Origin of the sequence: Brevibacillus sp. RS1.1 (genome assembly GCF_013284365.1) — a bacterium.
Classification (GTDB): domain Bacteria; phylum Bacillota; class Bacilli; order Brevibacillales; family Brevibacillaceae; genus Brevibacillus; species Brevibacillus brevis_D.
On record NZ_JABSVA010000002.1, the window covers coordinates 380,127 to 393,621 of the forward strand.

Sequence of the window (13,495 nt, forward strand, 5' to 3'; positions counted from 1 at the left end):
TCCATATCCCTCCCGTCTGTTCAGCGTTGATTAATCATAGTGAACCCATTTTTTCTGCAACTTCATTTGAATCGCGGTAACAATCAGGATCATCACCAGAAGCACGACAGCAACTGCGGCCGCATAGCCACCGTTCCCTGATTCAAATCCATTCGTAAAGAACAAGTACGCCATCGTCTGCGTTTGTTCAGTCGCTGGATTGCCCATTTTGCTTCCAAGCATCAGGTAAATCAGGTCAAATACTTGAAAAGCCCCAATCAAGGAAGTGATACTGACGAAAAAAATCGAAGGAGTCAACAGCGGCAATGTAATCTTGAAAAACATGCGAACCGGCCCCGCTCCATCAATTTCTGCCGCTTCGTAATAGCTTCTCGGGATGCCTTGCAGTCCGGCCAGGAAAATCACCATGTTGTATCCGATGGAGCTCCAAACAGCAACGATAATCACCGCATACAAAGCAATGGCGGGATCAGATATCCAGCGTGGGCCCTCAATACCTATCGATCCCAGCAAATAATTGATCAGACCGTAATCAGCGTTGTACAACCATCTCCACACCATCGCCACAGCTGCTGCCATCGTCACAACAGGCAGGAAGTACAGGGTGCGATAAATCGCAATCCCCTTAATTTTCTGATTAAGTAGCACAGCGATAAAAATGGAGATAGCGATACCTACCGGAACTGCGATTACTGTATAAATCAGCGTATTTTTCAGCGCGATCCACAAGTTAGGGTCCTTCAGCAACAGCTCGTAATTATGTAAGCCAGCCCACTTGTACTTGCCGAAGCCTCCCCATTTGGTAAAGCTTAAATAAATGGTTTGTACGATCGGCCATAAGTAGAAGACACCCAACCCGATCAGTGTGGGAGCAATCATGAGATACGCCCAGAACCAATCACTTCTCTTCATGCGATTCAACGATTTATTCGTTTTTGGCTGGACGGCGGCGTGCATTTCAGGCTGCAACTGGCTGCTCATCGCATTCATTCCCTCCTTACATCAGCTTTTCAAAAAAGGATGGCCTCGTCCATGATGCGAAGCCATCCATCATAGACCTTTTATTCTTGGCTAAGCATTTCGTTCATTTTTTGCGCGAGCTCTTTGGATGCATCCTCTACGCTCATTTGTCCAGCCCAAGCCTTGGTCATGAGCTCTGTTTCCAGCTTGGCCCATTTTGCCGTGTCCTTCGAGATCGGATACGGTTTCGCCACAGCTGCCTGATCAATAAAAATTTTCAAATGAAAGTTCGGCATGGATTGCATCCATGTATCCTGTGTTCCGTTAAATGCCGGAATCGCAGCACCCGATTTTGCCAGAATTTCTGCCCCTTCTTTCGAGCCCAAGAATTTCACGAATTCCCATGCTTCCTTCGGATGCTTGGTATTAGCCGAAATCACGTTGCCCAGGCCGTGAATGACGCTTGTGTTCTCTTTTCCTTTTGGAAGATACGTCACGTCCACCTTGTCCTTCGTATATTCATTCTTATGAAAAGCGGATGCCATCCATGAACCGTTGTACATCATCGCGATCTTGCCTGACTCAAATAGCTGTGTTGCCTCTGTTTCGGACAATTGCGCTGCTGTTGGTGATGCTTTTTCGTTGATCAGGTCTGTCCAAAACTTGAGGCCCTCGATCGTTTCCGGTTTGTCATAGCCGGACGTTTTCTTGTCTTCCGAAATGATGTAGCCACCGTTTTGAAGGATTGTGTTATAGAAGCCGTCCTGTCCATAAGGAGGTGCTGCAATTCCCCAAACGCCTTTTTTCTCATCCGTCAGTTGCTTTGCTACTTCCTTCAGCTTGTTCCAATCCCAGGTTTCGTCTGGATATGGTACTTTTGCATCGTCAAACAGCTTCTTGTTATACCAAAGGCCAATGGTGTCGAAATCTTTCGGTAGCGCGTAGTTTTGTCCATCGTAGGTGTAGAGATCAACGAGAGCTTTCGGATAATTGTTCAGATCGATGCCATCTGCCTTAATTTGATCTGTTATCGGCAAGAGCATGTCATTATCTGCGTATTTAATGATACGCGGACCATTAATCCAAAAAATGTCCGGCAGGGTGCCACCCGTTGCGGCTGCCTCCATTTTTGTCCAGTATTGCTTGTTAGGTGTTAGCTCGATCTTGATGTCCACGTTCGGGTTCTTTTCGTTAAACTTTTTTGCCATTTCCTCCATCGCAGGCATTTGGTTTTTGTCCCACAGCGCATAGGTGAGCGTTACCTTTTCACCTGAAGCAGCACTGTCAGTTGTTCCAGCTGGTGCGGAGCTCTGCCCGCCGCCCGAACATCCTGCTACTGCTACCAAGAGAGCAGCCATTGCAATCGAAACCAACTTCTTCATCAGAAACCCCTCCTCGATTTACGTTCTCCTCTTTTACCCCCAAAATATGGCCCAACTCGACGCGCTTTCCTTTTCGACTCGCCCCCTTTCAACGAATTAGATGGGGTAAACTTTCTTTTTCCAATGACCAAATAAAGTATATAAAAAGATGTTACAAGCTGAAGTGAAAAACATCTTGTAACAAAACAGCAGCAGCAGCCTTGACCTCGAAATCAGCCCCCAGTACAGTTGGACGGAATTCCAGCCCTTCAACCATCGTCCCCATCGCTTGGGCCATCACTTGTTTTTGGATGCGCTCAAACAACACTTGGTTGTCCCGGATCATTTCTCCACCCAGAATGATCAGGCTCGGGTTGAACAAATTCACCAGATTCACGATGCCGATTGACATGTATGAAGCGATTTCGTCGACGATGTCTTGGCATACCTGATCCCCTTGATGCAGTGCTTGGCGAAAGACATCAAATGTGATTCTTGTCATATCTCCGTCAGCCAAATCCATGACGAGCGTTTCTTTTCCACGTGTAACGGCGGACAGTATGCCTGAGTAAATGGCCGGCCACGCCACGTAGTTTTCCAAACAGCCGACATTACCGCAGTCACAGCGCATCCCACTTCGATCAACAGTCGTATGCCCGAATTCACCTGCTCCACCTCGACTTCCGCGGAAGATGGAACCGTTTACAACGAGGCCCGAACCAACCCCTTCTCCTACAGTAACAAACAGGAGATTGTCAGCATTCAGACCACCACCGAAGTTTTTTTCCGCCAGGGCGATTGCATTGGCATCGTTGTCGAGCCATGTGTTTAGCCCAAAACGCTCTTCTGCCATGTCCTTTAATGGAACATCATGCAAACGTAGCTTGGAGTTGAAGCGAATGACCCCGCTCGCTGCATCGACAATCCCTGGTGCGATGATGGAAATGCCCAAACAACGGCTGACATCATCCACCGACTGGAGAAAGTCCCCGATCGAATCCAGCACATACTGGATGATCAGGTCACTCACTAGACCAGCTTTGACAGGATAGATTTTCTTTTGCTTTGTAGCCGCTTCCAAATTCATTTCAGCTATCGTAATCGCTGTATTCGTAATCGAGACGCCAATCAAAAACTTCCCGTCTGGACAAAAGCGAACCATAATCGGCTTACGACCACCCTTTGACTCACCAGTTCCATCTTCTGCAACCATGCCGTCACGGATTAGCTCGTTGACTGCCGAGGTGACTGTAGTGGGGCTGATGCCCTGCTTTTTGGCGATATCACTTCGCGAGATAGGCCCAAACTGGCGAATGGTGTCGAGTATAATAAAGCGATTGAGCTCTTGAATTAGTTTTAGATCTCCAGTTCTGCGCATCGTATTCGTTCATCCTTTATTTTTCCAATGACTTTATAAAGTGATCATACTGAAGTTTGTATTTTGTGTCAATTTCGTTTTTTCTCAGATTTCGATCAACTTTTTCTGATTGAATCCACTTCACCGATTTATACCTACTCCTTTTTGCAAAAACGGCTCCACCCACTATGAACGAACCTACCATTTTTATTATGAGGGAGATGTGGAAGCCAGGCTGGTGGAGATTGCCAATACTTTTAATCAAAATAACCTCCCTTAATCCGTTGGAAAGGGAGGTTATTCTTGCTTTATTTCTTATCTGTGGACCCGTAGGAATAAAACTCGCCCGACAACGCATCTATTTTTGCATCGAATAGCATCGGCAACGTATAGACGAGAGTAGCTTTGCCTTCTTCTTGCAAGATATACTGTAGCTGCAATGGATATTTCTTGAGCAAAGAGGCTGCCGCTTCTTCTTGGGAGATTGCCTTCTTCGGATCAGACATCACGCCATCGACCTTTTCATTGAGATCGATCCCCATGACTTTCCCGTTGCTGCCGTTGATCGAGATATGCGTCAGCCAATCCTCAACAGGAATCTCTTGCTCTTGCCTCACAAAAAAGAATTCGTATTGATTTGTACTTTCATCATATTCTCCGGGCTGAAGTAGCAGCAGCTCGCCTATACCAGCTGGAGTGATCTCTGCTAATTCATTTATGGCTAATTGCAAAGCCTGCTCTTGCGTCAATTTTTTGGTAGCGGTCTTTGACAAACTTGTATCGATGACATGATAGCTCACAATTGACCCTGTCTTCGGTTCGATTAGCATGCTCCCAATCCATCCGTCGTCTGTTCTCCACGAATAATTAGTACGTCCCTCCCATTTCTTTGTTTTCCAGAAATATTTGATAATCACGGGTTTTTCACCAGTTAAATCTTCAAAAAAGACATTCCCTTTTGCAAAATCATAACCCGTACGCTGAGTCAGATAAGCCTGCGCTTCTTCACGTGATTTTGCTACGAGCTGGCTGGTACCCTTTGGTTTCACATTCACTTTACTATGATAAGGCATATTTACGCTGTCTTTGTCTTTGCCGGACACAGCATCCAACTGACCGGAAAAAGCTGGGACGTAGAGGAGCTTGTACGTTTTTCCGTCTTGATCGAGGGAATACCGTAATTTCATATAGGTGGACAACTGTTTCTCGGCTTTTTCTTTGGATAAGATCTGATCTAATTTCACGAAGGAGATTTTTTCGATATTCATGCCAAGGGATTTTCCTGTGATTTGTCCCTCATGATCAACTTGTACCTGTATCATGTCGTCTGGAAAAGGAACCCCGTTGATCACACGCACAAATTGAATTGTATTTGTTTGGCCATCGAATACCTTCGCAACCCCATCCCCATCCAGTTGGTATCCTGCCATGTCTTCTCCGTACCACTTTTTCATAAAGGAAATGGCTGCTTCTTTCGATTTGTCGATCGGGTAAAGCGTTTGGCTCTGGTGATTATTTAGCTCGTATTTGCCAAACTCAAGTATGTCACCAGTATTTTTATCGAGCACTAGGCTAACAAATTCAGCAGTGTTTTCTTTAAACTTGTAGTTGTTCACGAGCAGATAAGGAGTGTCTTTCACTACTACTTCTCTAACAGGATAATCTTTCAAATAAGGGATGAGACTAGCTGCTTTCTTTACCCCTTTTTCTACCAGCCTATTTATTTCAGGAGTCATTTGCTCTACTTTTATTTTTTCCAGCGTATTCTCCCTAGCCATTGCACCAGTAGAAGATGACATCGCAATACTTGCAGCCATCAGGAGGAACACAGCGTGCGTAACTTTTTTCATCATTTCTCTTCCTCTCGTCTGTCCATATTTGTTTTCTCACACTCATTATTCGAACCTGAATCTGTTTTGTTTCATTTTCCTAAAAAAAAGTAACATATACATACATTCCTCAGATGAATCGAAGAAACGATGGGCGTCTATGCCCGCTCTGCCTTCCTTGGTAAGAAGGCGGAATGCTCCCCTTTGCTTTTCATAAGTCTCTAACAGTCTTATGGCTTGGCTTTTTTCTTGTGTATGTTAAAATTTACAAAAAAGGGAATGGGGCGTTAGTATGAGTGAGCAGCCCTTTTGGTTTAAAGCGACCGTGACCGTTGTTTTTGTCATTGGAATTCTAGCATTTCTGACAGGTGTCGCTTTCATTCAGCTATTAGCAATGGTAGGCTTAGTCGTTATGTGTGCCTCGAAAGGCGTATTGGAATGGAAAAAGAACAGAAACTGGGCTGTCAAAATTTTTGGACTAGTTGCCTTACAAATCGTTATTTTTATCAAGTCATTGTATGACTTTTTCACATAAGCCACTTATTATTTCAGTGTAGGTGGAAAATATTTCTTGATTCCTATTATGAACATTAATATAATAATAGTGAATTTGGAATTTTAAGGAGGGGCTTCTATGAATACGGCAATTGCGATCCTTACTTTTATTGGAGATCTTATTCCATTAGTCCTCCAACTGTTAAAAGCCTTTGCTTAATTTCCAAACGAACAAATAGGGGCTGTTCCTCCGTCATTTTCATGACTGGAGGGACAGCCCCTTCCTTACTTATTGAGTATCTGCATTTCCTTCTGTTTCCTCCAAAATCTCCTCATCTAAATAACCATCGACTTCTTCTACTGCTGCTTGCTGTTGAACCTGCCAGAGAGCTGGTACATTTGCTGGCTCCCACCCTACGAGAGAAGTGTGAGGTTGCAGACATTTGTATACCTTGCCTTGATAGCTGACCAAATCACCAGCTGCATAATTTACATTTGGCGCCCATGCAGGAGTTCCTGGATTTGACGCATCTGTTACGCCTACGACCTCGATGCTCTTTTGCGAAGCATTACCTGCTGCATCCTTCGCTACCACAGAGAAGGTATACGATGTGTTAGGTGTGAGTCCTGTGATAGTTGCAGTCGTAGTCGTTACATCCGCTGCTAATGCTGTCCCGTTGTAAACCTCGTAATTTGTCACCGCAATATTGTCTGTAGAAGCAGCCCAGCTCAGACTGATACTCGTGCTAGTTTTCCCTGTTATGACTAGATTGGTAGGTGTGCTAGGAGGTTGGTTGTCTGGCTGAATCGTATCCGTCGTAACCGTCACCTCATTGCTTGCTACTGAGGAATTCCCTGCTGCATCTTTCGCCTTCACAGTGAATTGGTACGTAGTGCTAGCTGTCAGCCCGCTAATCGTTGTATTTGTACCCGTTACCGTTTTCGCAAGCTGGGTGCCATTGTATACCTCATAGCCAGTAACCCCTACATTGTCAGTAGCAGCCCCCCAACTCAGGCTAACACTTGTTGCTGTTTTGGCGGTCGCTTGGAGATTAGCTGGTGCTGTCGGCGGAACGTTGTCGACTGGTGCTGTCCCGCCCAGAAGATCGCCATTCACTTTGTCTAGCAGAACTTTATTACGGTCCCCGCTAAATTCCCAGAACATTGCGCCTGCCAATCCTTTGGATGTAATATAAGAAGTTTTGTGACCGATTGAAGTCACATCGTCATAGCTAATATATGTTTTCGAAGCCGGGTTGAAGAGATAGGGCACTTTTGCAGCGTCATTCCAGTGGCGTGTGAAGCCATTTTTGTTCACATAATTATTTTGGATATCCGTGAAGTCAAGCATGCCAGGTTCCCACGTTCCTGTTGAAGCCCCTGTGCAATTTTGATATTCCCCATTGTTCGCTGTTCCGCAACCCGACCAGCCCCTGCCGTAAAACGGAAGTCCGAGAACGAGCTTGCTGGCAGGAACCCCGTCACGAAGATGACCCTCTACTGCTGTTTGGACGTTATAGGTCTCGGCATTTGGCAAACCTGCTGCTCCTGCTGCCGGATCATAGGCCAACGGTGCGTTATGTCCAGTCTGCTTTTGGAAGGCTCCATAGAAGTCGTAGGTCATAATATTGATCCAGTCCACAACCCGGGCAATATTTCCAAGCTCTGTATTTGCGGCATAGCTAGGGCTGGCACCAGAGGCAATCGTCAAATAGTACTGTTTGCCATCCGTTACCTCAGCCGCATCGAGTTTGTCCCTGACAGCCTGTAGCAACAACGTATAATTTTGCTTATCTGCTGGACGTGTGCTGTTTCCAGGCAAACCTCCACCAACCGGGTACTCCCAATCGAGATCGACCCCATCCATCTGATATTTCCGGATGAAATCGACTGAAGATTGTGCAAATACTTGGCGTGCAGCCGGATCTGCTGCTACATCCGAGAAGCGATTGGACCACGTCCAGCCCCCGATCGATATCAATGTCTTTAATTGAGGGTTTTTTTGCTTTAATTTTGCCAATTGATTCAGATTTCCGCGGATCGGCTGATCCCATGTATCCCCGGGATAGGATTTTTGCACATCAATCCATGGATCTCCGAGAACAACCGTACCATTTGGGGCATTAATATTGCCTACTTCATCCTGGCAAGCCCACGTTTGTGGATTGGGCCCCGTTGGATCTGGGTTGCCGTGTCTGCCATTCCAGCAAATATCCGCAAATGCATAGTTAATATGTGTTACTTTATTAGGATCGATATCCGTTACATTGTAGTTTCGTCCATAAGCCCCCCATGAGGGATAGTAGCCAATAATTTTGTAATTGGATACCGCAGTCGCCTCCGCTTGATTTTCCTCTGCTTGCGCCACCTGTGCCGCCATCGGCAAAACGGAGGTGACAAGCAGGGCCCCTACCATTAGCACATTCCTCACACATTTCTTGAATTTCATAGTATCCCTCTCGATCTTCGTGGATTTTATTACAAATCCATCTTATTACGCCTTACATTACAATATGCTAATGCGCTTACATAAATGGTAATAAAAGGTTAATCCAAAACGAATGTACATTAAAAAACCCTCCCTTCCGACCAAGGGAAGAAAGGGGGGCTCTGAGTAGGTTACCTTGGCCACTTTCACATCCAATAATTCCTTAACAGTTACATTTTTCCATTATCCTCGTATTTATTAATGAAACCAATTTATATGAAAGTAGGAAAAAATATGAAGATAAGGAATATTGTCGCTTTGAATCTTTTAACTTTAGCCGTTACTTTAACACCAACGGCTTTCGCAGCGGAGGCAAGTAATTTGAGTCAGCCTGGTAAAATGAACGAAGCACCCTTTTTGTTAGAAGCCCCTATTCATGATCCCTATGTCATTTTCTCTGATTTCGGCTTGCAAATAAATCCCGAAACCAAGAAATCAAAAGGACATAACGGATTGGACTATGCAACCACTAAAGGTACAGCTATCTTTGCAGCAAATGATGGTGTCGTTCTTTTCGCTGAAAGCACAGAAGGATTTGGAGAAACAATAATAATCAAGCACAATTCCGAATTCAGTACTCTCTATGGTCACATTCTCCTTGGTTCATTTCTTGTGAAGCCCGGAGATACTGTAAAGAAAGGTCAAAAAATAGCAGAAGTAGGGTCATCCGAAACAGGAGATATGTTGCATTTTTCTGTTATGAAACAAGGAACTATGGTAAATCCTATCGATTTTTTACCTAAAAGTACCCAATGAGGATCTAGTCACCTTCCGTAAGGAATGGTGGCTTTTTTCATTCACATACCCAACTGATTATTCGGTATCATTATCCATATATCGGAGGTGCTTTACATTGTTGCTCCTATCTAAAATTTTCTTAGCGTTGCTCCTTTTTTTGTGGGTTGGTGCGGAAGTTATCTTTTCTCCAAGTCCCAAAAAGGTTAGAGCAAGAATATTGTTTTTCATCGCATTAGTCGTAATCAGCGGAGCCATTTACTGGATAGGGTATTGGTTATAAGGTCTTGGTTTTCTCACTTCAATCTCTCCCCTTATCACAACACTTCCAAAAACCTGTAGACCAAAGGAATCTGCCGGGTAAACTATCAGCTACAAACTTAGGCCCTGTTCCCCTCCCTCGTTTTTGGTTTTTCTTGAATGAGATTCCGAAAAAACTCAATAAAATCTCTATATTCACATTTCTGTAACAAATTCACCAATACATCCAAAGGAAAACCATTGATAGACAAGAAATTCATATTGAATTGGAAATAAATTACAAATAAGGAGTGTTTTTCATGAAGCGAACCTTGTCTTTCCTTTCTGCTACATTACTTTTAGCAAGTATGTTAGCTACACCATCGTATGCCGAAGCAAATAAGACGACTGCCACCTCCCAATCTTCAAAGTCAAATCAGTCAATCCAAGCAATAGCAACAGATCCATCTCTATTGAATGGTTTTCGAGTGAAGGAAACGAACAGCGCAACTGTATATGTAGTCATGGATGGTAAAAAGAGAGGCATTGTCAGTGCCGATGTTTACTTTAAATTGTTTAATAGTTGGGATGGTATTAGGGAATATCCGTCTCTCAGCAGTATTCCTGATGGGCAAGTCATTGGCGAAAATGCTCAACTGATAAGGTTTCAAAGCAGTGCAACTGTCTATCTTTTAGATGAAGAAAACGGAAGAGTAGTTAAGCGTGGCATCACAAGCGCATCTGTTTTTAACAAATACAATTTTGATTGGAATAAAATTATGGTACTTGCTGACTCTCTAAAGAATGCATTTCCCGATGGTTCCTTACTAGACAAATAACAAAGTTTGCGAATAGACACACCTCTTACATTGGGTAAGAGGTGTGTTGCCGTTTGCGTAATCATTTGGAGGGTCCGAAATGAAGGTCAAACGAATTGTCGCCAATATAGACACCCAGGATATCGCCGCAGCTAAATGCTTTTATCAGGACATACTCGGCCTACATTTATTGATGGATCATGGTTGGATCGCAACTTACGGAACTGACGAAGAAATGAGCGTTCAAATTAGTTTTGCTTCACAGGGAGGTTCCCACACGCTTACTCCTGATCTATCCATTGAAGTCGATGATGTCGATACAGCGCTTGAACGGATGAAGCATGCAGGGTTTCCAATTGAATATGGGCCAGCAGATGAGCCTTGGGGTGTTCGGCGTTTCTACGTCCGCGACCCATTTGGCAAGCTCATCAACATTCTTGGTCATCTACAGTCCAATTGAAGCCTATTCATAATTCAGTGCTGTTCGTCCACTTCTGCCTGCCGTCGATTTCATGCGGCTAGCCACTCTAACCATGCAGTTGCGATCCATCGGTTTCACTCCCTACACATTGTGTCAACCACCATAAAAACAACTTTTTTTCCACCCATTATTTTTTTCATGTACAAACGCCCTTACATAATTCGTTAGATGACATACCTTAATTTGGGGAGTACCCTCAATCACAATTAAGGAGTGACATTCATGAGCGCTGGCTTTTTTGATGACTTTTCTTTAATTTTGGTTCTCTTCGTCCTGTTGGTAATTGTTGCTTGCAGTTGCGAGTAATTTTCAATGTTTTTGGGTAGCTTTATAAGCTGCCCTTTTTACATAATTTCCCGCTAAACTTGTCGTTCATTTGGATATGCCTTTAATAAATAAATTTGCGCATTCATTAGCACATTTACGTTTACCATAGGCTCGTATCAGTTGCCAAGCATCCCCTATTTGCATTCCCTATACCATGTGAGAGAAGCGAGTTGAGAAATCTGACGTACGGAGGCGAAGTATACGCATCTCTCTCACAAAAACATCAAATAGAGTATGCAAGATCGTTTAAAAGGAGGTGCGAGAATTGGCGGCACAAAAAGGTGTTACAACTTCGTCGAGAAGAGTGTCCTTAGAAATACAAAGAAAGAATCGGAGAAAAGCAGTCCGATTAATCAACAGAATCGTTGTAATAAGAACCATATTCGATACATTTACTGGATGTCTTCTCAGTGTCGGACCAAATGGTTATCGTGTTCGGGTCTACACTGGTAGCAATGAGACGTTCACCATCATCACCATTCCATTAAATTTCGTTATAAACCTCTTTCCTTTCCCTTGCAATTGCTAGGTTCAAGGCCCCGGTCCAACGGGGCTTATACATATTCCCTCTCTTTTTTTCAAACCTCTATTTGAGCATTGTGATAAGTCTTGTAAACAACGGCAATAATGTTCATGAAAAAGAATTTGAGGAGAAAACAAAGCAATGCTTATAAACATTTTGCTTGGCTTCGTATTTCCATGGATTTTTGGAATCTGGTTGTATTTGCGATCACCTAAAATAGTTCTCACGATTGGTCCATTTGCATCGGTCCTGTCGTACATCGTTAATGTCTGGGGGATTTATAACCATTACTGGATATTGACACCTGTTTTAGAGGTCAAGACCGCTTCCGTGCTTCCAATGAACCTCGGACTATTCCCTGTTATTGCCTGCTGTACTTACTTTCTCATTTTCCGAACGAAAACCCAGCCAGTTCTCTGGATACTATTGTTTTCTGTTGCCCAAACGCTTTTGGAATCTATCGCCTATTATTTTGGCAAAGTACAATATTTTAATGGTTGGAATATTGGAGGAACCTTCTTATCCTACTTGATCCCGGCCCTAATTACATACATATACTTCGCTCTTTTGATATCCAAAGGGGTATTGGAAAAGAATGATCCCCATTTAACCTAACGCCTGCATCCTGACATATACTTCACTCATAAGAACAGAAAAGCGAATCTTTCATTTTACTTCACCTTCTAGGGCAAAACTAATTGCAACAGATTAAGAGCAGCTTTATGATGATAAAAAACAGAGGTGTCCATTTTATGTATTTCATACCATTTACGGATGAGTTAATCTCAGAAGCTGGGCAACTATTGTCCAAACGTCATAAACTAGATCGGGAAATCCTTTCGGTACTACCAATTGAATGTGAAAATGAAAATTATGCAACGACTGCTGTTAAAACGATATGGTCAAGACCAAACAGTAGCGGAGTCGCAGCAATGGAAGATGGTAAATTAATCGGATACCTCATTGGACAAAAGATGGAAAACCCTCTTCGGGGTCGACATGTCTGGATGAATTTGGAGGGTCATGCCATTTCTCGCAATACCTCCGTTGAATTATATAGAGATCTTTATTCAGAGGCTTCTCAACTATGGGTAGATGAGGGATATTTCAGTCATTTTGCGCTAATTCCAGCCAGTCAACCGGAATTACTTCATTCCTGGTTCCGTTTAGGATTTGGCTTTGAACAAACACATGCATTACTCTCATTACTTGATCGGGAATTTCCCCTTCCCTTGAGCATTCCAAATGTGGAAATTCGCTTGGCATCCCCTGAAGATCGTAGTTTGGTAGAGGAGATTGCAAACATTATTAGAACTCATCAAAATAAGGCACCCGTATTTGCTTATTCTTTACGTGATGACCCTGAGGAATTACGTAAAGGTTATGCAGGTCTCCTTGATGATCATGATGTCGATTTCTGGATCGCCTTAAAAGATGGAAAAATTGTTTCTTTTCAAGGATATTTCCCCTTCGATAGAAGTAATGTAAATTTGAATGTACCGGATCGTTGTGTTGAATTAGGGGTGGCTGGTACTCTAGATCAATATCGCGGGCAAGGTATCAATTATGCACTTACACTACATGGACTTGCCCATGCGAAGAAAAAAGGATATGTCTCCTGCATGACAGATTGGAGAGAAACGAATTTACAATCTTCACGTTATTGGCCTCGTCAAGGCTTCCTTCCTGTTTCTTACAGAGTTTCTCGCCTTATTGATAGCAGAATAACCATGGTGAAAGAGTAGTAATTTCCTAACAAGCTGATCTACAATGGATCAGCTTGTTTTAATTTAAGAATGACACTTAATAGTGGGTGTTGGTAACTTCATTACCGAAACCGTCCCTTGTTCCCTCCCTGGGTACAAACCTAATGGTGTTTCA

Annotated in this window: 12 protein-coding genes; 7 read left to right on the forward strand and 5 right to left on the reverse strand. The window is 43.5% G+C overall.

The window, feature by feature from the left end:
* Nucleotides 1-30: 30 nt before the first annotated feature.
* From HP570_RS07350 to HP570_RS07365, 4 genes are all read right to left on the reverse strand, one after another.
* Nucleotides 31-990 carry a carbohydrate ABC transporter permease gene (locus HP570_RS07350; protein WP_016739349.1) on the reverse strand — a complete coding sequence of 320 codons (960 nt, stop codon included), beginning with the start codon at nucleotides 988-990 and terminating at the stop codon, nucleotides 31-33.
* A 71-nt stretch (nucleotides 991-1,061) separates the two neighbouring features.
* The gene (locus tag HP570_RS07355; protein WP_012685431.1) at nucleotides 1,062-2,342 is read right to left on the reverse strand and encodes an ABC transporter substrate-binding protein; all 1,281 of its coding nucleotides are present in this window, start codon (nucleotides 2,340-2,342) and stop codon (nucleotides 1,062-1,064) included.
* A gap of 151 nt (nucleotides 2,343-2,493) precedes the next feature.
* Complete coding sequence (locus tag HP570_RS07360; RefSeq protein WP_012685430.1) at nucleotides 2,494-3,699, reverse strand: ROK family transcriptional regulator; 1,206 nt, start codon at nucleotides 3,697-3,699, stop codon at nucleotides 2,494-2,496.
* 287 nt (nucleotides 3,700-3,986) lie between these two features.
* Entirely contained in the window at nucleotides 3,987-5,531 is a 1,545-nt protein-coding gene (locus HP570_RS07365; protein WP_173625319.1) for a YcdB/YcdC domain-containing protein, read from the reverse strand.
* 268 nt (nucleotides 5,532-5,799) lie between these two features.
* On the opposite strand from HP570_RS07365, the gene HP570_RS07370 reads away from it, so the two are divergent.
* Nucleotides 5,800-6,042, forward strand: a complete 243-nt coding sequence (locus tag HP570_RS07370; protein ID WP_173625320.1) for a hypothetical protein — start codon at nucleotides 5,800-5,802, stop codon at nucleotides 6,040-6,042.
* Nucleotides 6,043-6,291: 249 nt separating this feature from the next.
* Here the strand turns inward: HP570_RS07370 and HP570_RS07375 are convergent, their stop codons facing one another.
* A complete protein-coding gene (locus HP570_RS07375; RefSeq protein ID WP_173625321.1) occupies nucleotides 6,292-8,451 on the reverse strand; it encodes a glycosyl hydrolase family 18 protein in 2,160 nt (719 codons plus the stop codon).
* A gap of 255 nt (nucleotides 8,452-8,706) precedes the next feature.
* Between HP570_RS07375 and HP570_RS07380 the strand changes: the two genes are divergently transcribed.
* The 6 genes from HP570_RS07380 (at nucleotide 8,707) to HP570_RS07405 (ending at nucleotide 13,359) form a co-directional block, all read left to right on the forward strand.
* A complete protein-coding gene (locus tag HP570_RS07380; RefSeq protein ID WP_254495117.1) occupies nucleotides 8,707-9,246 on the forward strand; it encodes a M23 family metallopeptidase in 540 nt (179 codons plus the stop codon).
* Between the two features lie 539 nt (nucleotides 9,247-9,785).
* A complete protein-coding gene (locus tag HP570_RS07385) occupies nucleotides 9,786-10,304 on the forward strand; it encodes a hypothetical protein (RefSeq protein WP_064200927.1) in 519 nt (172 codons plus the stop codon).
* Between the two features lie 79 nt (nucleotides 10,305-10,383).
* The gene (locus HP570_RS07390) at nucleotides 10,384-10,743 is read left to right on the forward strand and encodes a VOC family protein (RefSeq protein ID WP_173625322.1); all 360 of its coding nucleotides are present in this window, start codon (nucleotides 10,384-10,386) and stop codon (nucleotides 10,741-10,743) included.
* A 243-nt stretch (nucleotides 10,744-10,986) separates the two neighbouring features.
* Entirely contained in the window at nucleotides 10,987-11,070 is an 84-nt protein-coding gene (locus HP570_RS07395) for a YjcZ family sporulation protein (protein ID WP_012685423.1), read from the forward strand.
* A 685-nt stretch (nucleotides 11,071-11,755) separates the two neighbouring features.
* A complete protein-coding gene (locus HP570_RS07400) occupies nucleotides 11,756-12,229 on the forward strand; it encodes a hypothetical protein (RefSeq protein ID WP_173625323.1) in 474 nt (157 codons plus the stop codon).
* 107 nt (nucleotides 12,230-12,336) lie between these two features.
* Nucleotides 12,337-13,359, forward strand: coding sequence for a GNAT family N-acetyltransferase (locus HP570_RS07405; protein WP_254495119.1), 1,023 nt, complete (start codon nucleotides 12,337-12,339; stop codon nucleotides 13,357-13,359).
* Nucleotides 13,360-13,495 lie beyond the last annotated feature (136 nt).

Coding starts and splice junctions, on each gene's coding strand:
- HP570_RS07350 (WP_016739349.1), bottom strand. CDS start 990: ATGAATGCGATGAGCAGCCAGTTGCAGCCTGAAATGCACGCCGCCGTC.
- HP570_RS07355 (WP_012685431.1), bottom strand. CDS start 2,342: ATGAAGAAGTTGGTTTCGATTGCAATGGCTGCTCTCTTGGTAGCAGTA.
- HP570_RS07360 (WP_012685430.1), bottom strand. CDS start 3,699: ATGCGCAGAACTGGAGATCTAAAACTAATTCAAGAGCTCAATCGCTTT.
- HP570_RS07365 (WP_173625319.1), bottom strand. CDS start 5,531: ATGATGAAAAAAGTTACGCACGCTGTGTTCCTCCTGATGGCTGCAAGT.
- HP570_RS07370 (WP_173625320.1), top strand. CDS start 5,800: ATGAGTGAGCAGCCCTTTTGGTTTAAAGCGACCGTGACCGTTGTTTTT.
- HP570_RS07375 (WP_173625321.1), bottom strand. CDS start 8,451: ATGAAATTCAAGAAATGTGTGAGGAATGTGCTAATGGTAGGGGCCCTG.
- HP570_RS07380 (WP_254495117.1), top strand. CDS start 8,707: ATGAAAGTAGGAAAAAATATGAAGATAAGGAATATTGTCGCTTTGAAT.
- HP570_RS07385 (WP_064200927.1), top strand. CDS start 9,786: ATGAAGCGAACCTTGTCTTTCCTTTCTGCTACATTACTTTTAGCAAGT.
- HP570_RS07390 (WP_173625322.1), top strand. CDS start 10,384: ATGAAGGTCAAACGAATTGTCGCCAATATAGACACCCAGGATATCGCC.
- HP570_RS07395 (WP_012685423.1), top strand. CDS start 10,987: ATGAGCGCTGGCTTTTTTGATGACTTTTCTTTAATTTTGGTTCTCTTC.
- HP570_RS07400 (WP_173625323.1), top strand. CDS start 11,756: ATGCTTATAAACATTTTGCTTGGCTTCGTATTTCCATGGATTTTTGGA.
- HP570_RS07405 (WP_254495119.1), top strand. CDS start 12,337: ATGATGATAAAAAACAGAGGTGTCCATTTTATGTATTTCATACCATTT.